The organism is Acinetobacter apis (genome assembly GCF_900197575.1).
In the GTDB taxonomy this organism is placed as follows: domain Bacteria; phylum Pseudomonadota; class Gammaproteobacteria; order Pseudomonadales; family Moraxellaceae; genus Acinetobacter; species Acinetobacter apis.
The window spans coordinates 393,377-418,877 of sequence record NZ_FZLN01000001.1; the positions used below are offsets into that span (position 1 = coordinate 393,377).

27 protein-coding genes and 3 tRNA genes are annotated in these 25,501 nt (G+C 38.2%); 19 read left to right on the top strand and 11 right to left on the bottom strand.

Annotated elements, in window-relative coordinates:
- Positions 1-212: 212 nt before the first annotated feature.
- Positions 213-1,106 carry an ATP-binding protein gene (locus tag CFY84_RS01725; protein WP_088822462.1) on the bottom strand — a complete coding sequence of 298 codons (894 nt, stop codon included), beginning with the start codon at positions 1,104-1,106 and terminating at the stop codon, positions 213-215.
- Between the two features lie 193 nt (positions 1,107-1,299).
- Between CFY84_RS01725 and CFY84_RS01730 the strand changes: the two genes are divergently transcribed.
- From CFY84_RS01730 to CFY84_RS01750, 5 genes are all read left to right on the top strand, one after another.
- Entirely contained in the window at positions 1,300-2,781 is a 1,482-nt protein-coding gene (locus tag CFY84_RS01730; RefSeq protein WP_088822463.1) for a DUF3336 domain-containing protein, read from the top strand.
- Positions 2,782-2,785: 4 nt separating this feature from the next.
- Entirely contained in the window at positions 2,786-3,559 is a 774-nt protein-coding gene (locus CFY84_RS01735; RefSeq protein ID WP_143218752.1) for a protein kinase domain-containing protein, read from the top strand.
- Positions 3,560-3,683: 124 nt separating this feature from the next.
- Positions 3,684-3,768, top strand: a tRNA-Leu gene (locus CFY84_RS01740).
- A gap of 23 nt (positions 3,769-3,791) precedes the next feature.
- Positions 3,792-3,865 (top strand) — tRNA-Trp (locus tag CFY84_RS01745).
- A 27-nt stretch (positions 3,866-3,892) separates the two neighbouring features.
- Positions 3,893-3,977, top strand: a tRNA-Leu gene (locus CFY84_RS01750).
- A 73-nt stretch (positions 3,978-4,050) separates the two neighbouring features.
- Here the strand turns inward: CFY84_RS01750 and CFY84_RS01755 are convergent.
- Positions 4,051-4,254 (bottom strand): hypothetical protein, encoded by a 204-nt coding sequence (locus tag CFY84_RS01755; protein ID WP_088822466.1) that lies wholly within the window; start codon positions 4,252-4,254, stop codon positions 4,051-4,053.
- Positions 4,255-4,536: 282 nt separating this feature from the next.
- A complete protein-coding gene (gloB, locus tag CFY84_RS01760) occupies positions 4,537-5,271 on the bottom strand; it encodes a hydroxyacylglutathione hydrolase (protein ID WP_088822468.1) in 735 nt (244 codons plus the stop codon).
- A 302-nt stretch (positions 5,272-5,573) separates the two neighbouring features.
- Here gloB and pabC point away from each other — a divergent pair, with 302 nt between their 5' ends.
- The 7 genes from pabC (at position 5,574) to CFY84_RS01795 (ending at position 11,621) form a co-directional block, all read left to right on the top strand.
- The gene (pabC, locus tag CFY84_RS01765) at positions 5,574-6,404 is read left to right on the top strand and encodes an aminodeoxychorismate lyase (protein WP_407640182.1); all 831 of its coding nucleotides are present in this window, start codon (positions 5,574-5,576) and stop codon (positions 6,402-6,404) included.
- A complete protein-coding gene (gene mltG, locus CFY84_RS01770) occupies positions 6,401-7,456 on the top strand; it encodes an endolytic transglycosylase MltG (RefSeq protein WP_088822469.1) in 1,056 nt (351 codons plus the stop codon). Before pabC ends, mltG begins: the two co-directional genes overlap by 4 nt.
- Positions 7,457-8,062: a dTMP kinase gene (gene tmk / locus CFY84_RS01775; protein ID WP_088822471.1), complete on the top strand. Its 606-nt coding sequence runs from the start codon at positions 7,457-7,459 to the stop codon at positions 8,060-8,062.
- A gap of 329 nt (positions 8,063-8,391) precedes the next feature.
- A complete protein-coding gene (locus tag CFY84_RS01780) occupies positions 8,392-9,279 on the top strand; it encodes an amino acid ABC transporter substrate-binding protein (RefSeq protein WP_407640192.1) in 888 nt (295 codons plus the stop codon).
- A gap of 63 nt (positions 9,280-9,342) precedes the next feature.
- A complete protein-coding gene (locus tag CFY84_RS01785; protein WP_088822473.1) occupies positions 9,343-10,185 on the top strand; it encodes an amino acid ABC transporter permease in 843 nt (280 codons plus the stop codon).
- 1 nt (position 10,186) lies between these two features.
- Positions 10,187-10,864 carry an amino acid ABC transporter permease gene (locus CFY84_RS01790; RefSeq protein ID WP_088822475.1) on the top strand — a complete coding sequence of 226 codons (678 nt, stop codon included), beginning with the start codon at positions 10,187-10,189 and terminating at the stop codon, positions 10,862-10,864.
- A gap of 13 nt (positions 10,865-10,877) precedes the next feature.
- Positions 10,878-11,621 carry an amino acid ABC transporter ATP-binding protein gene (locus tag CFY84_RS01795; RefSeq protein ID WP_088822477.1) on the top strand — a complete coding sequence of 248 codons (744 nt, stop codon included), beginning with the start codon at positions 10,878-10,880 and terminating at the stop codon, positions 11,619-11,621.
- A gap of 3 nt (positions 11,622-11,624) precedes the next feature.
- On the opposite strand, the gene CFY84_RS01800 is transcribed toward CFY84_RS01795, so the two are convergent.
- Entirely contained in the window at positions 11,625-12,215 is a 591-nt protein-coding gene (locus CFY84_RS01800) for a uracil-DNA glycosylase family protein (protein ID WP_171289015.1), read from the bottom strand.
- 141 nt (positions 12,216-12,356) lie between these two features.
- On the opposite strand from CFY84_RS01800, the gene CFY84_RS01805 reads away from it, so the two are divergent.
- The 3 genes from CFY84_RS01805 (at position 12,357) to CFY84_RS01815 (ending at position 13,547) form a co-directional block, all read left to right on the top strand.
- Positions 12,357-12,572: a hypothetical protein gene (locus tag CFY84_RS01805; RefSeq protein ID WP_088822480.1), complete on the top strand. Its 216-nt coding sequence runs from the start codon at positions 12,357-12,359 to the stop codon at positions 12,570-12,572.
- Positions 12,573-12,831: 259 nt separating this feature from the next.
- On the top strand, positions 12,832-13,065 hold the full coding sequence (locus CFY84_RS01810; protein WP_088822482.1) for a hypothetical protein: 234 nt from the start codon (positions 12,832-12,834) through the stop codon (positions 13,063-13,065).
- Between the two features lie 134 nt (positions 13,066-13,199).
- Entirely contained in the window at positions 13,200-13,547 is a 348-nt protein-coding gene (locus CFY84_RS01815; protein WP_088822483.1) for a hypothetical protein, read from the top strand.
- A gap of 51 nt (positions 13,548-13,598) precedes the next feature.
- Here CFY84_RS01815 and CFY84_RS01820 read toward each other — a convergent pair whose 3' ends face one another.
- Entirely contained in the window at positions 13,599-14,267 is a 669-nt protein-coding gene (locus CFY84_RS01820) for a hypothetical protein (protein WP_088822485.1), read from the bottom strand.
- 40 nt (positions 14,268-14,307) lie between these two features.
- On the opposite strand from CFY84_RS01820, the gene CFY84_RS11355 reads away from it, so the two are divergent.
- The gene (locus CFY84_RS11355; RefSeq protein ID WP_265734642.1) at positions 14,308-14,433 is read left to right on the top strand and encodes a hypothetical protein; all 126 of its coding nucleotides are present in this window, start codon (positions 14,308-14,310) and stop codon (positions 14,431-14,433) included.
- Positions 14,434-15,144: 711 nt separating this feature from the next.
- Positions 15,145-16,122 (top strand): tRNA dihydrouridine synthase DusB, encoded by a 978-nt coding sequence (dusB, locus tag CFY84_RS01825; RefSeq protein ID WP_171289045.1) that lies wholly within the window; start codon positions 15,145-15,147, stop codon positions 16,120-16,122.
- A 1-nt stretch (position 16,123) separates the two neighbouring features.
- On the opposite strand, the gene CFY84_RS01830 is transcribed toward dusB, so the two are convergent.
- From CFY84_RS01830 to CFY84_RS01855, 6 genes are read right to left on the bottom strand one after another with little or no spacing between them, the layout of a single operon-like run.
- Positions 16,124-16,783, bottom strand: a complete 660-nt coding sequence (locus CFY84_RS01830; RefSeq protein WP_088822489.1) for a methionine ABC transporter permease — start codon at positions 16,781-16,783, stop codon at positions 16,124-16,126.
- A complete protein-coding gene (locus tag CFY84_RS01835) occupies positions 16,776-17,825 on the bottom strand; it encodes a methionine ABC transporter ATP-binding protein (protein ID WP_088822490.1) in 1,050 nt (349 codons plus the stop codon). Before CFY84_RS01835 ends, CFY84_RS01830 begins: the two co-directional genes overlap by 8 nt.
- A complete protein-coding gene (locus CFY84_RS01840) occupies positions 17,826-18,659 on the bottom strand; it encodes a MetQ/NlpA family ABC transporter substrate-binding protein (RefSeq protein ID WP_088822492.1) in 834 nt (277 codons plus the stop codon).
- 9 nt (positions 18,660-18,668) lie between these two features.
- Positions 18,669-20,039, bottom strand: coding sequence for an LLM class flavin-dependent oxidoreductase (locus CFY84_RS01845; RefSeq protein ID WP_088822493.1), 1,371 nt, complete (start codon positions 20,037-20,039; stop codon positions 18,669-18,671).
- Positions 20,039-21,262 carry an SfnB family sulfur acquisition oxidoreductase gene (locus CFY84_RS01850; protein ID WP_088822495.1) on the bottom strand — a complete coding sequence of 408 codons (1,224 nt, stop codon included), beginning with the start codon at positions 21,260-21,262 and terminating at the stop codon, positions 20,039-20,041. Before CFY84_RS01850 ends, CFY84_RS01845 begins: the two co-directional genes overlap by 1 nt.
- A gap of 10 nt (positions 21,263-21,272) precedes the next feature.
- Complete coding sequence (locus CFY84_RS01855; protein WP_407640183.1) at positions 21,273-22,484, bottom strand: SfnB family sulfur acquisition oxidoreductase; 1,212 nt, start codon at positions 22,482-22,484, stop codon at positions 21,273-21,275.
- Positions 22,485-22,692: 208 nt separating this feature from the next.
- On the opposite strand from CFY84_RS01855, the gene CFY84_RS01860 reads away from it, so the two are divergent.
- A complete protein-coding gene (locus CFY84_RS01860; RefSeq protein ID WP_088822496.1) occupies positions 22,693-23,997 on the top strand; it encodes an acyl-CoA dehydrogenase family protein in 1,305 nt (434 codons plus the stop codon).
- Positions 23,998-24,044: 47 nt separating this feature from the next.
- Positions 24,045-25,406 carry an LLM class flavin-dependent oxidoreductase gene (locus tag CFY84_RS01865; RefSeq protein ID WP_088822498.1) on the top strand — a complete coding sequence of 454 codons (1,362 nt, stop codon included), beginning with the start codon at positions 24,045-24,047 and terminating at the stop codon, positions 25,404-25,406.
- The last annotated feature ends 95 nt before the right edge of the window (positions 25,407-25,501 follow it).

Here is a 25,501-nt window from a genome sequence, read left to right on the forward strand (position 1 = left end):
GTATATATAAATATGACCAGCTAAGTGACGCTATTTTGTTATAACATTATCAAGGTAAAAACCAAAATTAAAAGCATTACGTTTTATTTTTAAAAGACCATAAACACTTAATTATAAAGTAAAAAATTAAATGTTTATGTTTTTTAATTTGATTTTATTTTAATCATTAACCCATCTGTGTTGTGAATGATTGGGTATGAATTTAAGTTAAATCAGTTAGATTCATTGCGATGTTGTTGCTGTTTTAATTGTTGTTGTCCAATCCAATGTTTAGAGAATTGATATGCTGCTCGACCTGAGCGTTGACCACGTGCTTGACACCATCTTAATGCTTCAGCACGGACAGTATCATCTAAAGTAATGTCTGATTTACCAAGATAGTTCTCAACAATTGTTAAATATAAATTTTGATCCATCGGATAAAAAGACAGCCATAAGCCAAATCGATCGGACAATGATATTTTTTCTTCAATGGCTTCTTGGGGGTGTAACTCAGTATATTGTGGGACATCAACGCGCGTTTGTGGCGTATTTTCATGCATAAATTCAGGCAATAAATGACGTCGGTTACTTGTGGCATAAACAATAAAGCGGTTATTGCCAGATTGTAAAGAACCATCTAAGGCGCTTTTTAAACTGCGATAATTTTCATCTTCTGCGTTAAATGCTAGGTCATCACAATACACAATAAATTTTTCCTCACGTCCTTGGATTTGTGCTTGTATTAAATGTAAGTCGGCAAGGTCATCACGTTCAATTTCAATTAATCTTAATCCTTGGCTGTAGTATGCCTGTAGTAAAGCACGTACCAAAGAGGATTTTCCTGTGCCACGAGCACCTGTGAGCAGAATATCGTTGGCAGGAAAGCCATTTAAAAATTGTAAGGTGTTTTGAATGACACTTTTCTTTTGGCGTTCAATGCCTTTGAGATCGTCTAAATAAATATGTTTTAAGATCGGAATACCTACCAATTGTTTGTTTTTCCATTGATAAGCATATGCTGAAAAATCAGTCGGTTTAGGCAAAGGCGGTAAATGCTGTTGAACTTGTTTTAAGACCTGATTGAGGGTGTCGATCAGCGTGTCTGATAAGTTTAATTGAGACATAACAATCCAGTACAGAGGTTAGTATGTATTATCTTGTCGTTTTTCCTAGACCTTGTATAGTGTAATCTCGTGATGGATCAAAATGCCATTGCTTCTTCAACTGAAGCATGGTGAACTGAAAAGATGATGGAACATCAAGGATGATGAACATAACAATGTTAAATCAGTAATATGATGATGTTAGGATAAAAATATGCTCAAGTTGATTTCACAGCAAACCTCAAAAATTCAGCAAACATATCAAACTAAAAAGTTGCAGAATCAGCTTGAGCATGCTGAAAGTTATGCAGAATGGCGTAACATTGCTCAACAGCTTGACCAAATGTCAGGTGCTCAGGCATGGAAGCAAGACCCTAAATCTCCGTATTACAGTGCTGATGTGATTGCTTCACGTATTCAGCAGCTCAAAGGGTATCGTGCACAGCATCAAGTACGAGACTTAATTCATTTACTAAGTGAAGGTTTAACATATGACATTGGTAATATTTGCCATCCAATGTTGTTTGTGGTGTGTCGTTTAGGCACCAAACAAATCATTGAAGATTATATTGATGAAGTCAATCAGACATTGCGTTACCTTGAACAGGTTGATGAAACATATTTGAGTTTAGACGATAAAATCAGTTTTTTTGAAAACTCACAAATTGCTTATGGGCAGCCTGCATTGATGTTTTCAGGTGGTGCTACCTTAGGATTATTTCATAGTGGTATGTGTAAGGCATTACAAGAACAAGATTTGTTGCCTAATGTATTTTCAGGTTCGAGTGCAGGAGCCATTATGGCAGCACTGCTTGGTACTTTAGACACTGCGCGTTTTAATCAGCTATTAAGCGGTAAAAACTTTTATAGCCATGTATTTGAATTTAAATCGATTAAAATGCTTTTAAAAGAACCAGAAGGATTTACTAGCATTGAACATTTAAAAAGCTTTTTAATTGAGCATTTAGGCGATGTGACGTTTGCTGAAGCGTATCAGCGTTCAGGATTAAATATTAATATTGCAGTAGCGCCATATGATGCATCACAAAGTCCACGTGTTTTAAATAAGTATACATCACCTGACCTTTTGGTATGGAGTGCTGTATTGGCGTCTTGCGCTGTACCGATTTTATTTTCTCCAGTTGAGCTGACGGCTAAAAAATACGATGGCTCACATGTCCCATTTTTAGCCAATACTCGATGGGTTGATGGCAGTGTACGCAGTGATTTTCCACAAGAGAAAATGGTGCGTTTATATAATGTTAATTACACCATCGCCAGCCAAGCCAATCCGCATGTGGTGCCGTTTATGCAAACGGACGCAGATCGGTATCGTCAAGACTTGCTCAGTTGGCCTGAACGAATTGTACGTAGACAAGGCAAAATTTTCGTAAAAGGTATGATGGATTTTACTCGGGAACGGGCAGGTGCTGTGCCTCAGGTACGCCGTTTGTTGGACCATGGTTATGGCATTGTAGATCAGCATTACTATGGTGATATCAATGTAATTGGAAAGTATAATTTACGTCATTATGCCTATTTGCTTAAAAACCCAACCCCTGAAATTTTTAAAAAACTACAGCGTGAAGGGGAGCGTGCTACATGGCCTAAAATTTCAATGATTGAAATGTATGCACGTACAGGCAAAACAATTGAGCATATTTTGGCGCGTTTGAAGCAGCGCCAAAGTGGATAACGGCATGATGCCATGGCTTGATTATCAGCTACCGTATTCCATAACCGATGTGACATCTCAAACAAGTCAGCAATATGGGCGGCAAATTTATTATATTCAACAACAGCAGCGGCAGTATTGGTTAAAATATCAAGCCCAAGACGGGCATCCACAATATGTACAAGGCTTTCAGCAAGAGCAACTGATTTATAATTTGCCTCAGATGCATCAATTAACCTTGCCTTGCCTTGTTTTACATCCTGATCAGCTGACCGCTTTTGATTTAAAAGCAGGAACAGCTTTACTCATCCAACATGCTGAACCCATCTTGGCATATCCACCACAACATATACTTCATGCAAAAAACATAATAAAGCAAATGATTCAGGCTGTTTTAGCATGGCATGATAGCGGGTGGTTACATGCCGACCTTAAACCTAAGCATTTTGTCAGACATCATAATCAAGTTTATCTTATAGATTTTGAGCATGCGCAAGCTGTAGATACCGTGTCTGAGTATTTAAATGCAACGCCACACTATATGGCACCTGAGTTGTTTCATCATCATGCTAAAACCATACAAAGCGATATTTATGCATTGGGTGTAATTATTTATGAATGGCTCAGCCAACAACCATTAAAAGCGAAGAGCTATCGTGAGTGGGCGATTTTGCACTGTCAGCATAGTATATTTCATTTACCTTTGGCATATCAGCAGTTACAGCCATTACTCGATCAGATGTTGCAGCGTCAGTTTAAACACCGATTGGCACATTTATCGTTATTAAAAAATTTATGAAATCAATATATTGATCGCGTCTTAAACATCATTTCTATTTTGCGTGTTATTTGTGCATGTGGTTTAAAATATAGAAAAAAGGGCTTGTCAGCAGGTAGAGTTCTCTATATTATACACAGCCATCGGGGGCGTGGCGAAATTGGTAGACGCACTGGATTTAGGTTCCAGCGCCGCAAGGTGTAAGAGTTCGAGTCTCTTCGCCCCCACCAATCTACTTTGTAGTTTGGGAATTAGAGGATTGGTGTAATGGTAGCATGACGGTCTCCAAAACCGTTCGTAAAGGTTCGAATCCTTTATCCTCTGCCATATCGTTTTAAGTGAACGATAACCGATGGGGATGTGGCGAAATTGGTAGACGCACTGGATTTAGGTTCCAGCGCCGCAAGGTGTAAGAGTTCGAGTCTCTTCATCCCCACCATAGAAAAAAGCAAGATGATTATCTTGCTTTTTTTGTGCCTGCCATTTGGGTAGATCTAATCAGCGAAAGATGATTATGCTTTTAAGTGATCTTCGAATTCTTCTCCCAATTTGCATGCAAGTGGATTGCCTGCTAAATCATAAGTGACTAATCCATATTCTTTTTTAAAACGGAACGTAAAGCCTTTGTTGTCCGCTAAACTGTGAATGGAATACCCCAAATTTTCTAACCAAATTCGAAATGCAATCATATTCTTTGCTTTAACTACTTTTTTCATCAGAAGATCCTTTATCATTCTTTCTTTGAGTTCTTTATAAGGCTGTTGGTGTGATTTTTAAAGTGTAAAACACAAAGAAATCCTATAAAAAAACGTTTTCATATATAAGCATTATCATTTCACTCAAACTGTAACTGAACACTTTGGTTTTTAAGTGAATACTTTCTTATAAAAATTTTATAATTCAAATGGTTATTATGAACGTTTAAAAGAGCAAGTGCTGTTTCTCACAATGACACATTTTGTGATGGTTTAACAAAATGTGTCAAATTAAAATATCAATTAGCTTTGATCTTTTAAGGTACGGATTTTTGAAAACTCTTCAGCTGTTTGAGCACGCAAAAATAAATTCGTTTCAAGCTCAATTGCAAGCTGCGTTGGCAGTGTTGGAAGTTGTTGTGCCCGTAATTGTTCCACTTCTGCTGTTCTTGCTTGTAACGCTGTATTGTCAGGTTCAATGGTCAATGAAAATTGAGCATTGGCTAGTGTATATTCATGACCGCAATAGAGTCGTGTTTCTTTAGGCAGTTTGGCAAGACGTTGTAAAGAATGAAACATTTGTTCATGTGTGCCTTCAAAGACACGTCCACACCCCATTGCAAATAAAGTGTCGCCCACAAAAGCAGCTTCTATCGCGGGTACAAAATAAGAAATATGACCAAGCGTATGCCCAGGCGTTGCAATGACTTCGACAGTAAGTCCGTCAAATGTTAGTTGATCATGGTCATGAAGAAAATGGCTAAGAACAGGGATCTTTGCTTTTTCAGCATCAGGTCCATAAACAGGAACAGAAGTATGTTGTAATAGTTCAGGTACACCAAAAGTATGGTCTTTATGCCAATGAGTAATCCAAATTTGTTGAATGTGAAGCTGATGTTGCTGAACAAGTTCAAGTACAGGCGCAGCTTCGGTGGGGTCGATCACTACAGCATGTTGGTTGCTTGTATTTTCAATAACCCAAATATAATTTTGCATTTTGTTGTGAACATCGATGAGATGAACTTTAAAATTTGACATACAACATCCTCTATGGCGAGTTGGGCACATGATGTTACTTTGATCATGACCATGCAACTGGCTCTAATTATTGATGAAAATTAAAAAATATTAAGCTTAGTCTATACTGTTACTCAGTTAAAAATATAGTTGATGAGCGGTGCTTTTTACTGTGTTTCTGCAACAGACATTTGAATCCATTGGTTCAGACGGTTGCATTTGATGTATTTGAATAAAATAAAACAAACCCTTTCTCACAAAATGCTAAGAATTTTTATGTAAAAGCCCTTAAACTGAACAGATATGAAAACAAGTAGGGCAATATGGTGTTGTGTTTAAAAAACGATAAGCCAGAACAAAATGTACCGATTCAAGATCGTGCATTTCAGTATGGCGATGGATGTTTTACAACAGCTAAAGTTGTAAATAACAGTATTTTACTGTGGTCAAGACATCAACAACGTTTGCATCAACATGCACAGCAGCTATTGCTTCGGCCCAATTGGTCTTGTATTGATCAATTGATTGAAAAATTGCAGTTATATACAGGAACTTTAACCTTAAACGGCACTTTAAAAATTATAATAAGCCGTGGAGAAGGACAGCGTGGGTATGGCTTTTCAAATGAGCAGCCTGCAGATCTGTATGTACTGTTTTATCCTATACAGCAGCCTGCAAGATTAGGTCTAAGTTATATTTGTGCTGATGTGTTGCAATCTAAAATTGCAGCGAATGTGATGCCACAGCTGCTTGGGGTGAAATCATTAAACCGTTTAGAGCAAGTGATGCTAAAGCATGAAGCAGCGACAAAATCAGTGCCTGAAGCATTGGTATTTGACTATGCTGATCAATTGGTTGAAGGTGTGAGCAGTAATTGTTTTATTTATATTGATGGCCATTGGCTGACGCCTCATCTACAGAATAATGGCATTGCTGGGGTGATGCGCGCAGAAATATTGACACGCATGCAGGAACAAAAAATTGTTTGTCAACAAACAGCAATTTCAAATGCACAATGTCAAAACATTGAAAGCTTATTTTTCTGCAATGCATTAAATCCGATGCAAATCGCAACCACATTAGGTCATAAAACCTTAAATATTCAACCTGCTGAAACTTTATTTCAATTATTGACCTTGGATCATTTATCATGAGTGCAACTCCGACTCACAAAAAAAAACGCGGTTTATGGTCGTTCAAAACATTATGTGTTTGTTTTATTGCCCTGATCTTAATGGCCATATTGGTTTATAGCTTAAGTTTAGGACGTCACTATCCTGTTCAAGGAGAGAAACAGTTTGTTTCGATTCGTAAAGGTGATACGTATTCTGCGTTAATAGATCGTTTAGCAGAAAAAAATCAAATTGATTTTGCGTTTATTGTGAAAGCATATCGGCATTTTATGATTCGTGGCACATTAAAAGCAGGGGTTTATGAAATTGAAAAAGGCATGAGTGTGAAAGATGTCTTGCGCTTTATGTCAAATGCTGAAAATTCTCAAATGAATACCATCATGGTTATTGATGGAACCACCAGTAAACAGTTGTTGGCACGATTAAGACAAGATCCTTTTGTGAAAAAAACCATTGTTCATCTGCCTGAAGCAGAAATCATAAAAGCATTGGGAATCCCTTACCCAAGCTTGGAAGGTTTGTTTGCACCAAATACTTATTTTTTTAGTAAAGGTGAAACAGATGAGCGTATTTTAATGAATTTGTATCATCGTCAAATGGATGAGTTAGATCAAGCATGGGAAGGGCGAGCTAAAGATTTACCTTATAAGAATAAGTATGAGGCATTGATTATGGCCTCGATTATTAAAAAAGAAACAAGCTTGAACCAAGAGGCCAATCAAGTGGCAGGGGTGTTTATTCGCCGTTTAAAACTAGGTATGCGATTACAAACCGACCCAACGGTTATTTACGGGATGGGCGATCAATATCAAGGCAACATCACGCGTAAAGATTTAACAACACCAACGCCATATAATACCTATACCAATGCAGGATTACCGCCAACGCCAATTGCATTGCCAGACAGTAAATCGATTGAAGCGGCTATGCATCCTGATCAATCTAAAAATATTTATTTTGTTGCCACAGGACATGGTGGGCATACCTTTAGTGAGAATTTAGCGGATCATAATCGGGCTGTGCAAAGCTATTTGTCAGTTTTAAAATCAAAGAAAGATGGAGTCACACCTTAAATGTTTATTAGTTTTGAAGGCACAGAGGGTGTTGGAAAAAGCACGCTGATCCAGCGTCTACATGATTATTTTATCGGACAAGGTAAACATGTGGTACTCACGCGTGAGCCAGGTGGCACCCCCTTGGCCGAAACCATCAGAAATTTATTGCTTGCGGTCAATGAACAAGAACAAATGTGTGTAGACACCGAGTTGCTACTGATCTATGCTGCAAGAAGCCAACATCTTAATCAAGTGATTCTCCCTGCACTTGAGCGTGGTGATGTGGTATTGAGCGATCGCTTTACCGATGCAAGTTTTGCATATCAAGTTAAGGGGCGCGGTCTAAGTGCCGAAAAGCTTGAATTGTTAAATCAAACATTTGTACCATGTATGCCAGACTTTACATTTTGGCTCGATGCCCCTGTAGAAATTGGTATGGCAAGAGCCACAGCACGTGGTGAATTAGATCGCTTTGAACAAGAGAAACTCACCTTTTTTGAGCGTGTTAGAGCAGGCTATGCGCAGTTGCATCAAGATGCACCACAGCGTATTCAAAAAGTTGATGCAACTCAATCTGCCGAGCATGTTTTTCAGCAAGTGATTCAGTTGCTTAGCCGAAAATAATAGGGCAAATTTCAAATTAACCGCACGCTAATCGTGCGGTTTTGTTTTTCCTTGTAAATAAATAGTGCATTTATGTAACTTCAGACTATGCCATGTACACAGCTGAATAATAACGAAAAATCAATTAAGGGGCTTAAAACCCAAGAAATTTCATGAAATAAGAATTATTTTCATTTAAAACAGTACAAAACTTTCTTTAAAGCCAAAGTTGGCGCGATCATTGCTATATAAAAATTCATATACAGGATGTCGGTGTGTCATGAGATTTAAATCACGACACATTAACTTAAAAGCATAGTTAAGTTGGCCAGTAGGGGCAAAAAATGAAAATGGTATCAAAAACTGCATTATTTTCAGCAATGGTTATAACAACATTAAGCGGGATGACACAAGTCCATGCAGCAGATACGCTGATGAAGATCAAGACCACAGGGAAAATTGTGATTGGTCATAGAGAGTCATCTGACCCGATTTCTTATGTGTCTGGTGGAAAACCAGTAGGCTATGCTTTAGATATTTGTAATAACATTGCCGCTGAAGTTAAAAAACAACTCAAATTACCCAACTTAAAAGTTGAATATAAAGCTGTAACGTCATCAACACGTGTTCCTGAGCTTCTAGCGGGCAATATTGACATGGAGTGTGGCAGCACAACCAATTCAAAACAACGTCAAGAACAAGTTGCTTTCTCAATTAACTATTATGCAACTGAAGTTCGTATGGCTGTGAAAGCAGCATCAGGTATTAAAAGTATTAGTGATCTAAATGGCAAGGCTGTTGTGACGACACAAGGTACAACATCTGATAAATACATTAAAATGAACGAAAAAGGTCAAAACGTAAATGTACAAAACATTTATGGTAAAGACCATGCAGATTCATTTGCAATTTTAGCTTCAGGGCGTGCAGCAGCTTTTGTGATGGATGACAATATTTTGGCAGGTTTGATTGCCAAGTCATCAACACCAAAAGCATTTGCAATTGTTGGTCCTATTTTATCATCTGAGCCTTATGGCATTATGCTGCCAAAAGCAGATCCACAATTTAAAGCAGTGGTTGACCGTGTCGTTTTGGGCATGTGGAAATCAGGTCAAATGGATCAGTTATATAAAAAATGGTTTTTATCACCAATCCCGCCAAAAAACATTAGCTTAAATATGCCACAAAGTGAGTCATATAAGCAGTTAAAAGCGCATCCAAATGATGCTGGTATCTAAACGATAAAATGTCATACAAACTGACCATGTGACCATGGTCAGTTTGCTTTTTGAGGGGAATATATGTCATTTGGCTCGTTAAATTGGACTGCATTTTGTAATGCATCAAATGAATATGGGGTCGACAAATCAGCATGGGCAGAAACAATTTGTCAGCAGATTGGTGGTTCAAGTTATTCAGCAGCTGCAGAAGCACCAACATGGTTACAAATGCTAGGTGCAGGTGTGTTTACCATGGTGTGGACAGCTATTGCAGCTTTCTTGATTGCATTTGTGCTTGGTTCTTTATTGGGTGTTGCACGAACATTACCGAATAAGTTTCTCGCAGGTATTGGTCATGTTTATGTGGAAATATTTAGAAATATTCCATTAATTGTACAGCTCTTTTTTTGGGCATTTGTATTCCCTGAATTTTTACCGCAAAGCATTAGTGCAGGTAGCGGTGAAATGGTGGCTGGTGGTTGGTGGAAAAATTTACTAAATACCCAGCCTGCTGTTGTAGGGGTATTTGCACTTGGTCTTTATACCGCAGCACGTTTATCTGAACATATTCGTGCTGGCATATTAACTGTGCCACGCGGGCAAAAGTTTGCAGCCTCTGCCATGGGGTTTACGACTGCACAAAGTTATCGCTATGTGATTTTACCTGTGGCGTATCGAACTGTATGGCCAACAGTCACCTCTGAAGCCATGAATGTGTTTAAAAACTCAGCAGTACTGTATGCCTTGAGTGTTTTAAACTTTTTTGCTTATACCAAAACCATGCGTGAAGAAACCTCTCAAGATATTGTGATTTTAGTCCTATCTACACCTGTGTATTTGGTGGTGACATACACCATTAAAGGCATTATGGTTTGGATAGAAAAAAGAATGGCAGTTCCAGGCTTAGGTTCAGGAGGAAAGTAATATGGATTTTTCTCTACTTCAGCATACCGATGTGATTGAAGCACTCAGTAAAGGGTTAGGCTTTACTTTAACCGTTGCTGTGCTTTCCATGATTGGCGGTATTTTAATTGGTACACCGCTTGCCATGATGCGTTTATCAAGTCACCGTGTAGCCAGTCAGTTTGCAAAACTTTATGTGGATTGTTTTCGTGGTATTCCACTGATTCAAGTTATTTTCATATTTTACTTTTTATTGCCTAAAGTATTTGATTTTCAGACAGACACTTATTATGGTCCACTGTTTTCAAGTGTACTAACTTTTGCAATTTTTGAAGCTGCTTTTTTTGCTGAAATTGTTCGCTCAGGTATTCAATCTGTGCCTAAAGGTCAAGTTGCTGCAGGTTATGCCATTGGTTTTAATTATGCGCAATCCATGCGCTATGTGGTGTTACCACAAGCATTTCGTAATATGATTCCTGTGCTTTTGACGCAAACCATTATTCTTTTTCAAGATGTATCTTTGGTTTATGTGATCAGTGCCCCTGACTTTTTGGGCAGTGCAGATACTTTAGCCAATACCTATGGCCCAGAAACCAAAGCAACTTTTTATATGATTGTTGCTATCGTTTATTTTTCAATTTCTTTCTTTTTATCTAGACTCGTGAAAAAGCTACAAGAAAGAGTTGCCATTATCCGTTAATAGGGAATTTAATATGCCAATGATCGACATTCAACATATCTCTAAATGGTATGGCAACTTTCAAGTACTCACTGAATGTTCAACTTCAATTGAAAAAGGGGATGTGGTTGTTGTTTGTGGACCATCAGGTTCAGGCAAATCAACTCTCATTAAAACCGTCAATGCACTCGAACCTTTCCAAAAAGGCAATATCGTTGTGAATGGTTTGTCATTAAATGATCCTAAAATTAATTTAGCGCAATTTCGTTCTCAAGTGGGGATGGTTTTTCAGCACTTTGAATTGTTCCCACATATGACCGTGCTTGAAAATTTAACGATTGCGCAAATTAAAGTACTAAAGCGCACTTTAGCGGATGCAGAAAAAAAAGCCATCCAATATTTAGAACGGGTTGGTATGCTCGCGCATAAGCATAAATTCCCAGGTCAGTTATCCGGTGGACAGCAACAGCGTATCGCAATTGCCCGTGGCTTGTGTATGGACCCAAGTTGTATGTTGTTTGATGAGCCAACATCAGCACTAGATCCAGAAATGGTGGGCGAAGTACTTGATGTGATGGTACAGCTTGCGAATGAAGGTATGACCATGATGTGTGTGACCCATGAAATGGGCTTTGCACGTAAAGTGTCTAACCGTTTAATTTTCATGGATGAAGGTAAGATTTTGGAAGACTGTTCAACGCAAGAGTTTTTCCAAAATATCAGTGCACGTCATGAGCGTGCGCAAACGTTCTTAGAAAAAATCCAAGCTGTACATTAATTTTCAAAGCATACCAATCTCTTCAAAGAAGTGTTGGTATGCTTTGACCTTTTCTGTAAGTGCCAAAGGATAGGCACGCGATGAGGAGGGCAGTCTGTATAAATTTAATGCGCGGTCATGAAAAATAGTTTGGCTTGATTTGAGAATGCTTGGTTTCATGGTTGACGCTGTAAAATGAGTCATGAGCGATTCAGTTGCTTTATCGCCTGTGGTCATAATAGTCTGACAAGAGGGAATGAGTTCTAGCATGTGCTTTAAGTCTATAGGCTGAACAATTTCTAAGTGTTTGTCAGACGCATTGCCTTGATGTCGAATTACTGCTGCTGCAACATCATATATTGCAATGTGATGTGTAATTAAAAAGTCCTTGATCAAACTGAGCTTAAACATTTTATGCTCAACATCTAAAAAATAATCTTTATCTTGATAAAATATGCTCCCCATAATTCGCCACATATCATTTTGATAATTTGGGTAGAAGAAATTCATTTTCCATTTGTTTTTAGGTGGCGGGAAGCTGCCTAGCATAAGCAATTGTGCATCTTGCGGTAAAAAGGGTTGAAGTGGGTGTGTTTCAGACATTGGCATAGTCATATTCCTAACAGATGATACATATTGCACCATTTAATCGCAGGTACAAAGTTACACTGCCATAAATTCTAACAATTTGGATTTTTAGTTTAAAATTGAATCATGGTATAAAAATTAAACAATCTATTAAAAAGGTGTTTAATCATGAAAATATTTTCAGTCAAAGTTAAAAATCAATTTGATCAAATCCAATATGTAAATGCAAAAATGGATCTTTTCAAATTAAGATCATTAAAAGATCAATATATTGCTCATAGTATTGATTATATTGAGATTAATGGTGAAATCATCAAACCTTCAATTGAGTTATTATTTCTGAGTCAAAACACAAACCACATCTATAAAGTGCTAGAAGCATGATTTTTAAAACATATCCTAATTTATGTTGCTTTTTTTTATAAAAAGGTGATACAATGCACATATTGAAAGTTGTTCAATTTTACAGCCACGCCAATCACCCCATTAGCGTGGTTTTTTTTGCCTAGAGTTTACCCAAATAATTTTATGTTCTAATTTGGTGCACAAAGTGCAATGCTTTGAAACACTTTAAAAAGTTACATTATAGACGTTCTATGTTATCTATAACAAAATTTAGATCACTATAAATGGGATGTGTTAAATGATTATTACGCTAAGGAAGATTCTGAACGGGGCAACATCTGAAGTATTCAATAAAGAAGTAATTAAATTTAAAGGCAGCCAAGAAATAAAATTTAATGAATGGTATAACGAGCGTGAGCAAAAAATCACAGAGTCATACTATCTTAATGTGCTTAATGACCCAGAAGTTGGAAAAGAAATGGGTGCATTGTTGTTAGAAACGCGCTATCAAATTATTGCTATTCGCGATTAAGGATTTAAAGATAAATACATTGTATTGATTTCTATACACTTTATAATTTGTTTCTTGAAAATTAACAATACTTATAGTGCAACTTGCTTCTTCATGTTATGGTTTAAACCATTGATTTTAGATAGTTGAGTAGAATGTACGAATACAATTATAGAACGGGTTGGGGCGATGCAAAGTACGATTTTAGTTCAGAGTTGAATCGCGAATTACAAACATCTGATGGTCCAGTGACTCAAGAAGAGGCCATGGAACGATTGGGCTATATTTGTGATCAAAGCTTATTTTATAATCCAGTAAATTCACCTAAATATATCACTGTGCTGATTGCAAATAATGTCACAGCAGATATGTATCAATACATTATTATTTTTTCTTTATATACCGATCATACTGAATATTTTGGTGTGCAAGATATCCCAAGTTTAATTGAATTACTCGGAAAGTTGATTCCGATTATCAGAAGTAAAAGCTCAGGAACCTAATTGAAAGAAGGGATTGACCCAAATCAATTCCTTCTTTTTTGTATTTACCGGTTACAACGCATAATTTGCTTGATGCTTCATTTTAGCATGAGAGCGTATATTGTCAGAGGCATCACGTTGCATAGACATGGTTTTCATATTCCAATTTAAACCAGGTAAATTAAAGGTGAATTGCTTTCGTCCTTCACGTGCAAAAGGTAATTCAATAATTACTTTTTTAAATGTTGCGATCGATTGAATAAACTTTTTAGATTGCTTTGGATTCATGATGTATAAAGTATCTGCTGAATAATATTTTGCAGATTCTGCTAAATTAATTTTTTCAATTTCATGGTCATCAAATTTGATTGATGCATAACAGTTATTGAGTGCCGTGTTACATGCATATCTTCCTTTTGAAATGGTAAACATGACACTTGGTGGATTTATGGTGTCTTGCTCAATCTCCATGGTTAAATTGGTTCCACCATTATAAGGTGCTGCAAATTCAAACTGATTACTCGATGTAAGAGATGCAGAGAGTGTAGAGGTTCCCCGCATTTCATCATTGAGCTTTTCATACATCCAATGCCCTTGAATTGTTTGATCAGGACTGATTAATTGTTGGGACTTGGACGACTCTGCGTATTTAATGACTTCATTTGAAGATTCTTGACTCGTATTTCCTTGGCTACATCCTAGTAGTGCGATTAAAAAAGCACCTAAAACCATACGTTTCATAAATTACTCCCTTTTTATAAGTAGATTTACCAGCCATAAGATGGAGCTGTTAAATCGGATCAACGAATTTTTATTGTTAAAAGAACGCGCAACCTCAAAATCTATACATGCCAAAAGACGACTACAAAATGGTCGTGATGAAATGGGTGTATTCGATTGGATTTAACGCAAGATGTTGTGGTGTATTCAGTTCAGCTAACTACACAATATATGATGCATTTTACATTGTGTTGAATAAGGTACTGACGATAAATTCGTTTGAAAGATGACAAACATGGTTCTTTATCCTTGAATTAAAAAATGTAAATCTTTTTACTTTATTTCCTTTATGAGCAATATGAATTGTATTAATTCATCATCCGTGCTCATTCCTCTTATGTTGTGACTCTAGCATAGGAATATGAAATAAACACTACCATTAAATACCTTATTTAAATTTATATATTCTTATTTTGTAAACTAAATTTATCCGTATAAACATGTATTTATAGGTATTACAGCTAAGTGAAATGCTCATTAAAGTTCTAAGATTGTTGATACAAGTTATATCAAAGCGTTAAAGGTTTAATCTGAAATTAGGGTGAAAATGAATGTCAGTTTAACTCATATATAACAGTTGAGAGCATCGGATTGACGTGATTTGCAGTATGCGATATTTGATGAATTGCATGGAAATTTACGGATGAATTGCTTACACTAGCGACCCTGTAATTTTACGATCAATGCCCAAGCATTGAGTATGAATTCACTGTGTAATGTGGGGAGTTCTAATACGAGCATTGTATAACAGGTTAATGGTGTGGTTTAAATTTTGACAAAATAGAGGTGATTAAAATTGAGTAACAATACAGTGATTGATACATTGTTTAATCGCCCAATGTCGCAGAAAATTTGGGTCGCTCCGATGGCAGGCGTCACCGATCGGCCATTTCGCACACTGTGCAAATATTTTGGTGCAGGGCATGCAGTCAGTGAGATGATGACTGCAGATAAAGCGCTGCGCATGAGCAAAAAAAGTTTATATCGCGCAAATTTTGACGGTGAAATTGCCCCAATCTCTGCACAAATTGCAGGTTCAGATCCATATGAATTGGCTGAAGCTGCGCGTTATCAGGTGGCAAATGGTGCGCAAATTGTAGATATTAATATGGGCTGTCCTGCTAAAAAAGTGTGTAATAAATTAGCAGGTTCTGCCTTATTGCAAGATGAAGATTTAGTAGAGCGTATTTTAACGACTGTAGTACAAGCTGTTGATGTGCCTGTGACTTTAAAAACGCGCTTGGGTTTTTTAAATGGTGAAGAAAATATTCTGCGGATTGCTGAATGTGCTGAAAAGTCAGGTATTGCAGCTTTGGCATTACATGGCCGAACCCGTGAAGATATGTATTTAAATACCGCACGTTATGATTTAATTCGGCAAGTTAAGCAATTAATTAATATCCCTGTGATTGCCAATGGCGATATTGATAGTCCTGAAAAGGCACAGTTTGTCTTAGCACAGACAGGCGCTGATGCCATTATGATTGGTCGTGCTGCACAAGGTCGACCATGGATTTTTAGAGAAGTGGCTCATTATTTACAGACGGGAACACATTTAGCAGCGCCTGAAATCGTTGAAGTACGTGATGTATTGATGGACCATTTAAGCGAGTTGTATGCATTTTATGGTGAGTATTCAGGCTGTCGTATTGCAAGAAAACATATTGCTTGGTATACCAAAGGGTTACGTTCTAGCAATGAGTTTAGACAAAATATGTATCAAGTTGAGCAAACTGCTCAACAAGCACAAGTTGTTGAGCAGTATTTTAACGATTTACTTCATTTTGGCGAACGTTTAAGCGATATTCATGTTTAAGTTAAACGCGCTTTTTATCGAGCTGTGATGAAATATGGTCACCAAAAAATTGTATCAGCATGACTAAAATAACCAATACCACAATGACTGCAAGCATAATTTGTACATCAAAGCGTTGATAACCATATCGATATGCAACATCGCCTAAACCACCTGCACCAATTGCACCAGCAATCGCTGATGAATTGATCATGGTGACAATGGTCACGGTAAAGCCTGCCACAATACCAGACATGGCTTCAGGCAATAATACATGCCAAATGATTTGTTTACGGTTACAGCCCATGGCTTGAGCAGCTTCGATTAGACCTTGATCCACTTCACGTAAACTGACCTCTGCAATCCGTGCAAAGAAAGGGGTAGCGGCTAACGTGAGCGGTACCACCGCTGCCCACAATCCATAGCTTGTTCCCACAATAAAGCGCGTAAATGGAATTAAAGCCACCATCAGAATTAAAAAAGGGATAGAGCGAGTAATGTTGACGACCCAGCCGACAGGCTCATGAATTCGAGTGGATGGATAAATCCCATTTTTATCTGTACAAACCAAAAGCACAGCTAAAGGCAAACCAAACACAAAGGCCAATATGGCAGAAGAGCCAACCATCACAATAGTGTCTAAAGTGCCTGTAAGTAGTAGGTCAATTAAATCATTAAACATAACCATGCTCCTTAATTCGTACTGACAATAGAGCAGGGTCTGTTGGTGCTGTAATGCCGCTTTCCTCAATAGACGATAAAATTAGCAACTCACCAATGCAATGGTTTTGTATTTCATCAACACGGCTTTGTAATAGCGTATAGGCACGAAGTGGCTTTAACAGTTGTTGTAAATTAAATGCATCTTGTAATGCATGGACATAATAAATACTAATCACTTGGTGTTGATGCTGATCATTACGCTGCGCATGTATGCCTGCGGGTAAATTGTGATGACCTAAGTCCAACAGCTCTTTGGTGATCTCTTGGCTTGGCTGCGAAAATACGTGCCAAACTGTCCCACGTTCTACAATTTCACCATGATCTATCACCACCACTTCATCACAAATGTCACGAATGACTTGCATTTCATGAGTGATTAAAATGATGGTTAACCCCAATTTTTGGTTAATTTCTTTTAAAAGTGTCAAAATGCTTTGTGTGCTTTCAGGGTCCAATGCAGAAGTTGCTTCATCACACAACAGTATCTCAGGCTGATTAATCAGTGCACGTGCAATGCCTACACGTTGTTTTTGTCCACCTGATAGTTGTGATGGATAGTGATCTGCTTTATTGGCAAGACCAACGAGTGCCAAAGTTTCATCAACACGGCGAGCAATATCGGATGCAGCGACGCCAGAAATCTTTAGAGGCAATGCCACATTCTCACGGACTGTTTTTGCAGACATTAAATTAAAATGCTGAAAGATCATCCCAATTCGTTTTCTGAACTCTGTGAGTTGGTCATGGTTCAGTTGTGCTAAATCTTGACCGAGTACGTGTATTTGCCCTGAGCTAATCGACTCTAAACCATTTAGTGTACGGAGCAATGAAGATTTTCCTGCACCACTGCGTCCAATAATGCCAAAAATCTGCCCCGCTGCAATTTTTAATTGAATATCTTTTAATGCATGCATCGGGGTATCATCTTGGCGATGGTAGTATTTATTTAAATCTTGAATATCAACATGTAAATTAAGATTAGATTGTGTCTGACTCATCATTTACCAGCCTGGATACCATAATGTTGGACCGATTTCTTTTGCCAAGGCATCTTTGACAACAGGTGAATGTTGGTAAATATCAACAAATTTCTTTAATTGACCATCTGGGTCTTTAAAGTCATCGCGGACAACAAATAAAATGGCATAGCGTTTGTCTTCTTCTTTATTTAAATACAGCGCTTTTTCAGGTTCGATAGTTTTTGACAGTTTTAAATAATGTGGATAGGTAAATGCCAAATCAACATCATCTACAGCACGTGCTGTTTGTGGACCTTCCATTTCAATAAACTGTAAGTCTTTGGGATTAGACGTAATGTCACGTAAGGTCGATAAATGATTGGTTGGATCTTTTAATTGAATTAGTTTGGCTTCATTTAAAAGCAGTAATGCACGACCACCATTAACAGGATCATTCGGTATAGCGACGCGTGCTTTGTTAGGTAATGCATCTAAGCTGGTATATTTTTTTGAATATAATCCAACACGTGATGCTGCGCCTGCTGCAAAGGGCTTAATTTTATAGCCACCTTCTTTAATTGCATTGGTTAAGAAGGGCTGATGTTGGAAAAAGTTGGCATCAATATCACCATGATTTAGGGTAATATTGGGCGTATTCCAATCTGAAAATTCAACCAATTTGACTTTTACGCCTTCTTTTTCTGCTTCTTTGGCTGTCACTTGTAAAATATTTCTAAAAACAGGGTTGGTTGCAATGACCAATTCACGGCTAGGTTCTTTTGCTTGTCTAAAGTGATTCCATGCAAATAGGCCAATCACCAATATCACGACTATTCCGCCAAGGGCGAATACTTTTTTATTGCTGCTTTTACTCATGGAGTACCTTCAATATTCATTTGTTTTTTGGGCAAAAGTGGGCTTCATTGCAGGATGATCTGCAGGTAAATGATTGCCTTGTTGAAATAATTTGTGGCGTAATGTGCCATCTTGGTATTGGGTTTTATAGCGTCCACGCTGTTGTAATTCAGGAATTACCCAACGAATAAAGTCTTCATGCGACTCAGGAGAGACCGTTCGGGTTAAATTAAAGCCATCAATGCCTGTGGCATCAAACAGATGAATCAGTTGTTCTGCAACATGTGCACCACTACCTACAAATAAAGGGTAACGACCACCTAATTCATGTTGCTGTTTTAAATGGTGTGGTGTAATGGCTTGTTCTTTAAATTTTTCATTGATGGACACAATGCTATTGGTTTTTTGATATTGAATGGTGTCATGTTCGCCATACTGTGACAGATCAATACCAACTGAGCTTGAGTAATGCGCTAAACCTGCTTCAGGACTGGCATAATGTTTATATTCATTGAGTTTTTCATGTGCTTGCAGTTCAGTTTCATCTGTGACCACCGTAATACCGACAAAGATTTTAATCTCTTGCTCATCGCGACCTTGTTGTTGTGCTGCCTGACGAATACGCATGACATTGTTTTTAATTTTATCAATTTGATCACCGCCAATAAAAATACATTCTGCATGTGTAGTTGCAAATTGAGTTCCTGCAGGTGATGCACCTGCTTGAAACAGCACTGGTGTACGTTGTGGTGATGGCGCAACTTGAAACACACCTTCACTATGAAAAAAACGTCCATGATGTTGTATGGCGTGGACTTTATTTGGATCTGCAAACACACGAGCTGTTTTGTCTTTGAGAACAGCATGATCTTCCCAAGAGTGTTGCCAATATTTGTAGCATAAGCTTAAAAACTCATCTGCTTGCTCATAACGTAAGTCATGTTCAGCCAAAGCATCGCGGCCAAATAAGCGTTCAGCACTGTCTAAATAGCCTGTCACAATGTTCCAACCGACACGGCCTTGGCTAAGATGATCTAAGCTGGCAAAACGCCGTGCCAACGTATATGGGTGTTCATAACTTAAATTGACAGTGATCCCAAATCCCAAATGTGTGGTGACTGCGGCCATAGCGGACACAAGGGTGGTAGGGTCATGGCTTGGCAGTTGTACAGATTCTTTTAAGGTGACGTCTAAGTTGCCTTGATAGACGTCATACACACCGACAATGTCTGCAATGAATAATCCATCGAATAAACCTTTTTCTAAAGTTTGAGCCAAGTTGGTCCAATAGCCTAAGCTGTCAAATTGACTAGATTGATCACGAGGATGCGTCCATAAACCATGGTTAATATGTCCAACGCTATTCATGTCAAATGCATTGAGTAAGATCTCTTTGGCCATTACAGTGTGCCTCGGCGAGGGGGCAAAATTTGATTTAAACGATAATTGCCAATGAAATAATATTTCCAACGTGCTGCATCATGTAAGGTATGGACACGGGTATTACGCCAATATAAATCGAGACCATCATGACTTTGACTGCCTCTACTGCCTGCCAACTCTATCAGTTTAGACGATGCTTTTAATGCTGTTTCAGTACTGTGTGCTCGGACACGTGCCACATGAATTGAAGCTTCTGCAATATTTTCTGCATCTACATGTGCTTTAATTTGGTCAATAAATTGTGCAGCATGTTTGAGTAACAGTTCCGAGGCTTTAACATCGACAGCAACATGCCCTAACTCATACAAAGTGAGCGGGTCTTCTGTTGCAGAACTAACATCAGCTTCAATCCATGGTCGTGCTTGACGGACATAATGTAATGTATCTTCAAAAGCAGCGCGTGCAATCCCGACTTCAATTGAAGCATGCAGCAGTTGTGCATAGGGTCCAACCAATGTTGGGGAAGTAAATACATCACTAAATGGAATTAAATCGTCAGCATCAACATAAACCTGATCGAGTTTAACTGTCCCGCTGCCCGTAACACGTTGACCAAAGCCACTCCAGTCATCAATTAAAGTTAAGCCTTTGGCATCTTTTTTTACAAATGCTAAGAACTCGTGCTCTTGTTCATCCTTCACTAAGGTTGGAATGCGATGGGCAAACAAACTGCCTGTACAATAGAATTTTTCACCTTGTAATAGATAACCATCACCATGGGGTGTCAAATAGCTGTTTTTCTGTGTGGCATTTTGTGACTTAAATTCTGCCAATGCATTGCCGAAACGACTGCCTTGCAATACTTCTTGGTAGAGCCGTTTTTTTTGTGCTTCTGTACCTGTATTACGAATGACTTCGATGGCATAAAAATGGTTTTGAGGAATTTGTCCAATCGAACCATCTGCACCACTAAATAAGGCTATAACTTGTGCCACAGTCCAGCTTGATACTTCAGCACCGCCATAGGCTTTCGGGACAGTAATTCCCCATAATCCTGATTGACTAAACTCTTCAATTTCTTGAAAAGGCAAGATGCGTTGTTGGTCGCGTTCAACTGCTGAGGCTTTGAATTTAGCACTGAGTGTTTTGGCAATGCTTAATGCTTCTTCATCAGAGCGAATCAGATGCGCTGTTTGAGTCGGTTGCGCAGGAAAATTTAAAGTTTTTTGATATGACGTCATTGTTATTCACCTAAATCCAAGCATGACGTGCAGGAAATTTTTGATTTAAATAGTAGTTACCCAATGCATAATATTTCCAGCGTACAGGGTCATGTAAAGTATGTACTCGGGCATTTCGCCAGTGTTGGTCCAAATTATATTTTGCTAGTGATGAACGACTACCACCGAGCTCAATGAGCTTTTCTGAGACATTTAATGCAGCATGGTGGGCATAAATTTTTGCCTCAGCCACAGCAATAGAGGCTTTGGCAAGATCAGCTTCTGTAAGGTGAGATTGCTGTTCAAGCGTATCTAATACCTCTGCTGCTTCATTAAGCAATAAAATACTGGCTTGTAAGGTCACATCTAAACGACCGACTTCTTGCAATAGATAGGGTTCTTGGGAGGCATGCTCGACATTGGCATCAACAATAGGACGGGCTTTTTTAACGGTACTCACCAAGTCCTGATATGCACCTTCTGCAATCCCCACATCAATTGCTGCTTGCATGATTTGAGAATATGCACCTCTAAAGTTGAGCTGTTCTGTTAAAATGCGCTCATCAAAAATAAGGAATGGATCAATTTTGACATGATTTAAAGTCACTGTACCGCTTGATGTGGTCCGTTGGCCAAAACCATTCCAGTCATTAATTACCTCAACGCCTTGAGCTTGACGTTCTACCAAAACCAAGACGACATGGCCTTCAGGATGTAGGGCTTTGATTGCGAGCCAGTCTGCAAATGAACTGCCTGTGGAGTAAAATTTTTTACCACTAATAAAATGGCCATCATCTGTTATGGTCAGTTGGGTGCTTAATGTTTTAACATTAGGTGCATTCTTTTCAGGGCCGCCGTTGGCTAAAAATTTTCCATTTAAAATTTCTTGATAAACAAACTGCTTTTGTTCTTTTGAACCAATTAGTTCAATAATTTGTAAAATTGCAAATTGATTTTGTGGAATTTGTCCAACGTTGGCATCTGCTTTCGACAAAATGCGAAAAATACGTGTCAAAGTGAGATGCGATACATGCGCACCGCCATATTCATGAGGAATACGTACTGTTGTTAAGCCTTTTTTGGCAAGCTGCTGAATTACCTCGGTCGGTAAAATTCGCTGTTGATCGCGCTGATTACGTTCTTCTAAAGCCAAATCTGCAACATGATATGCCACATTAATTGCATCATTATCACTTTTGATCGCTTTATAATGCTGTGAATTAGTTCCTTGTGTCATCATCATTACCTCATTTTTATATATAAACTAATCGAGTTATGAATAAATAAGAAATAAAAATAATGGGAAAACTTATATAAAAAAGAGAATTCTTGCTAAACCGCTTGATCAAATGAATAGCAGATATATGGATTTACTTATCTTAAAAAAATGATTTTATTTTTTAATAAATGTTCTAGTTTAAAAAAAGATCCAAATTACTAGAGCATTTAGAATGAGTAGTTCAGAAAACGATTTTATCTTTGATAATTTATATGTTAATACAGCACAACATTCGCTGATCGGACAGCTTTGGGGGCAACCGCCATCTTCACGTTATGAAGAATTGGCTGCACATTTTAGACCTACATTTCAAAAAATTAAGCAAGGTACTCTACACCGTGAACAACATCATATTTTGCCGCATGAGCAAATTCAGTGGTTGAAAGATGTTGGTTTTACTCGTTTAAGACTGCCAACGGCCTACCAGGGGTTTGATGCCACTATTCCTGAGTTATTTGCGTTGTTGGTTGAACTTGCAGAAGCAGATTCGAATTTGCCACAAATCTTACGCGTGCATTTTGGTTTTAGTGAAGATTTATTGCTGTCGCGTAATGCTGAGCATCAAAAGAAATGGCTCACCCGTTTATCTCAAGGTGAAACCATTGGCAGTGGCTGGTCTGAAGGGGGGAAAGAAGCACAAGGTCAATTTCAAACTCATATTTATAAAGACGAACAAGGTCATTTGAAGCTGACAGGAAAGAAATTTTATACCACAGGTAGCTTATATGCAGATTGGATTGAAGTGGGTATCACTGATTTAAATGGTGAGTCTGCATCGGTGTTAGTGCATCGGCATGCTGAAGGTGTTGAGGTGATCGATGATTGGAATGGCTTTGGTCAGCAATTAACAGCAAGTGGTACAGCTATTTTTACCGCTGCAGCTGTGGATGCAGATGATGTATTGCCAGACCATGTACGTTTTAAATATGGTGCAGCTTATTATCAGTTGGTACAACTTGCGATTATTGTTGGGCTTGGTCGGGCATTAACACATCAACTTTCAGATGCGGTACATAAAAGAACTCGAAATTATAGCCATGCCAATGCTGCGCATATCCGTGATGATGCGCAAATTTTACAAGTCGTGGGTAAAGTGCGCAGCGCAACATATACCTCAGGCGTTATTGTTGAGAAAAGTGCAGCCGCTTTACAACGGACGTTCTTAGCTGGACTAGATGATGATTTACAAGCAGAAGCAGAGCAAAATGCAATTGTGGAGCTTGAAACGGCACAAGCACAAATTATCATTACAGATTTATTGCTTCATGCTTCAACCATTGCTTTTGATGCATTAGGTGCATCTGCAACAGATAAGGGAATTGGATTAGACCGCTATTGGCGTAATATCCGTACCCTTGCATCACATAATCCACGCATTTACAAAGACCGTATTGTTGGTGACTTTAGTGTCAATGGCACATTACCGCCATATCAATGGCGTATTGGTGAAGTCACTGCATTGAATAAAGCCAGCTAAGTAAAACTTGAAAAGATGTTCCATTAGAAAGAATGTGGTTGCAGAGTATGACGAAGAGAATCAGTTTTAATGCATTTGAAATGAATTGTATTGCCCATCAATCTCCAGGATTATGGCGCCATCCACAAGATCGCTCAACAGAATATAAAGATATTGAATATTGGACTGATCTTGCCAAAATCCTAGAACGTGGAAAATTTGATGGCGTATTTATTGCAGATGTATTAGGCGTTTATGATGTATATTATGGCAATGTCAATGAAGCTGTCTACGGTGCTGTACAAGTGCCTGTTAATGATCCATTACAAATTATTCCTGCCATGGCAGCAGTAACCAAACATTTAGGATTTGGTTTAACCACATCAATTTCGTTTGAGCACCCATATCCATTTGCACGGCGAATCAGCACATTAGATCATTTAACCAAAGGTCGTGTAGGTTGGAATATTGTCACATCATATTTAGAAAGCGGTTCTAAAAATATTGGTTTAAAAACACAGCTAAACCATGATGAGCGTTATAACATCGCAGATGAATATCTTGAAGTGTTATATAAGCTGTGGGAAGGTTCATGGGAGAGCGATGCCGTTAAACGTGATAAAGCGACTGGTGTATTTGCAGACCCTAAAAAAGTGCATCCCATAGCACATGAAGGTGAATATTTCTCAGTACCTGGTATTCATTTATCTGAACCATCACCGCAACGTACACCTGTATTGTACCAAGCAGGAGCATCATCACGTGGGCAAACCTTTGCGAGCCAAAATGCAGAATGTGTATTTATTGCAGCTCCATCGAAAGCAGCCACTAAAAAAATAGTCCAAGGTATTCGACAAAAATTGGTTGAGGCAGGGCGCTTGCCTACCGACGTGAAAATATATGCCTTGGTTTCTATCGTGACAGATGAGACAGATGAAAAGGCACAAAAGAAATTTGAAGAATATCAAAGCTATGGTAGTTATGATGGTGCTTTAACTTTAATTTCTGGTTGGTCAGGGGTAGATTTTTCCCAATACCAATCGACTGACAAAGTAGAATATATTCAAACCAATGCCATTCAGTCTTTATTAGATTCTTATGTCAATGCCGATCCAAACCGTGTTTGGACAGTTGAAGAAATTGCACGGTGGAACAGCGTAGGTGGCAACGGCCCAGTGTTTGTTGGTTCGGCAACCACTGTGGCAGATACATTGCAATCTTGGATTGAAGATACCGATATTGATGGTTTTAACTTGGCTTATATTTTAGCCCATCAAACTTTTGAAGATGTTGTGACATGGATTGTACCTGAGCTACAAAAGCGCGGTGTCTATCAGACTGAATATAGAACGGGAACTTTACGTGAAAAACTATTTGAACAGGGAGATCATTTAAAATCATCTCATCGCGGATACCAATATAAAATATAAATATAATTAAAATAAAAAAAGCAGTATTTAATATACTGCTTTTTTTATTTACAAAGAACACTTAATAATATATCTGTATTTACAAATAATATAAA

What these genes read in the sequence shown, in the direction of transcription:
- CFY84_RS01725 (WP_088822462.1), bottom strand. Translation starts at nt 1,106, where the DNA reads ATGTCTCAATTAAACTTATCAGACACGCTGATCGACACCCTCAATCAG.
- CFY84_RS01730 (WP_088822463.1), top strand. Translation starts at nt 1,300, where the DNA reads ATGCTCAAGTTGATTTCACAGCAAACCTCAAAAATTCAGCAAACATAT.
- CFY84_RS01735 (WP_143218752.1), top strand. Translation starts at nt 2,786, where the DNA reads ATGATGCCATGGCTTGATTATCAGCTACCGTATTCCATAACCGATGTG.
- CFY84_RS01755 (WP_088822466.1), bottom strand. Translation starts at nt 4,254, where the DNA reads ATGAAAAAAGTAGTTAAAGCAAAGAATATGATTGCATTTCGAATTTGG.
- gloB (WP_088822468.1), bottom strand. Translation starts at nt 5,271, where the DNA reads ATGTCAAATTTTAAAGTTCATCTCATCGATGTTCACAACAAAATGCAA.
- pabC (WP_407640182.1), top strand. Translation starts at nt 5,574, where the DNA reads ATGGTGTTGTGTTTAAAAAACGATAAGCCAGAACAAAATGTACCGATT.
- mltG (WP_088822469.1), top strand. Translation starts at nt 6,401, where the DNA reads ATGAGTGCAACTCCGACTCACAAAAAAAAACGCGGTTTATGGTCGTTC.
- tmk (WP_088822471.1), top strand. Translation starts at nt 7,457, where the DNA reads ATGTTTATTAGTTTTGAAGGCACAGAGGGTGTTGGAAAAAGCACGCTG.
- CFY84_RS01780 (WP_407640192.1), top strand. Translation starts at nt 8,392, where the DNA reads ATGGTATCAAAAACTGCATTATTTTCAGCAATGGTTATAACAACATTA.
- CFY84_RS01785 (WP_088822473.1), top strand. Translation starts at nt 9,343, where the DNA reads ATGTCATTTGGCTCGTTAAATTGGACTGCATTTTGTAATGCATCAAAT.
- CFY84_RS01790 (WP_088822475.1), top strand. Translation starts at nt 10,187, where the DNA reads ATGGATTTTTCTCTACTTCAGCATACCGATGTGATTGAAGCACTCAGT.
- CFY84_RS01795 (WP_088822477.1), top strand. Translation starts at nt 10,878, where the DNA reads ATGCCAATGATCGACATTCAACATATCTCTAAATGGTATGGCAACTTT.
- CFY84_RS01800 (WP_171289015.1), bottom strand. Translation starts at nt 12,215, where the DNA reads ATGACTATGCCAATGTCTGAAACACACCCACTTCAACCCTTTTTACCG.
- CFY84_RS01805 (WP_088822480.1), top strand. Translation starts at nt 12,357, where the DNA reads ATGAAAATATTTTCAGTCAAAGTTAAAAATCAATTTGATCAAATCCAA.
- CFY84_RS01810 (WP_088822482.1), top strand. Translation starts at nt 12,832, where the DNA reads ATGATTATTACGCTAAGGAAGATTCTGAACGGGGCAACATCTGAAGTA.
- CFY84_RS01815 (WP_088822483.1), top strand. Translation starts at nt 13,200, where the DNA reads ATGTACGAATACAATTATAGAACGGGTTGGGGCGATGCAAAGTACGAT.
- CFY84_RS01820 (WP_088822485.1), bottom strand. Translation starts at nt 14,267, where the DNA reads ATGAAACGTATGGTTTTAGGTGCTTTTTTAATCGCACTACTAGGATGT.
- CFY84_RS11355 (WP_265734642.1), top strand. Translation starts at nt 14,308, where the DNA reads ATGGAGCTGTTAAATCGGATCAACGAATTTTTATTGTTAAAAGAACGC.
- dusB (WP_171289045.1), top strand. Translation starts at nt 15,145, where the DNA reads ATGTCGCAGAAAATTTGGGTCGCTCCGATGGCAGGCGTCACCGATCGG.
- CFY84_RS01830 (WP_088822489.1), bottom strand. Translation starts at nt 16,783, where the DNA reads ATGTTTAATGATTTAATTGACCTACTACTTACAGGCACTTTAGACACT.
- CFY84_RS01835 (WP_088822490.1), bottom strand. Translation starts at nt 17,825, where the DNA reads ATGATGAGTCAGACACAATCTAATCTTAATTTACATGTTGATATTCAA.
- CFY84_RS01840 (WP_088822492.1), bottom strand. Translation starts at nt 18,659, where the DNA reads ATGAGTAAAAGCAGCAATAAAAAAGTATTCGCCCTTGGCGGAATAGTC.
- CFY84_RS01845 (WP_088822493.1), bottom strand. Translation starts at nt 20,039, where the DNA reads ATGGCCAAAGAGATCTTACTCAATGCATTTGACATGAATAGCGTTGGA.
- CFY84_RS01850 (WP_088822495.1), bottom strand. Translation starts at nt 21,262, where the DNA reads ATGACGTCATATCAAAAAACTTTAAATTTTCCTGCGCAACCGACTCAA.
- CFY84_RS01855 (WP_407640183.1), bottom strand. Translation starts at nt 22,484, where the DNA reads ATGATGATGACACAAGGAACTAATTCACAGCATTATAAAGCGATCAAA.
- CFY84_RS01860 (WP_088822496.1), top strand. Translation starts at nt 22,693, where the DNA reads ATGAGTAGTTCAGAAAACGATTTTATCTTTGATAATTTATATGTTAAT.
- CFY84_RS01865 (WP_088822498.1), top strand. Translation starts at nt 24,045, where the DNA reads ATGACGAAGAGAATCAGTTTTAATGCATTTGAAATGAATTGTATTGCC.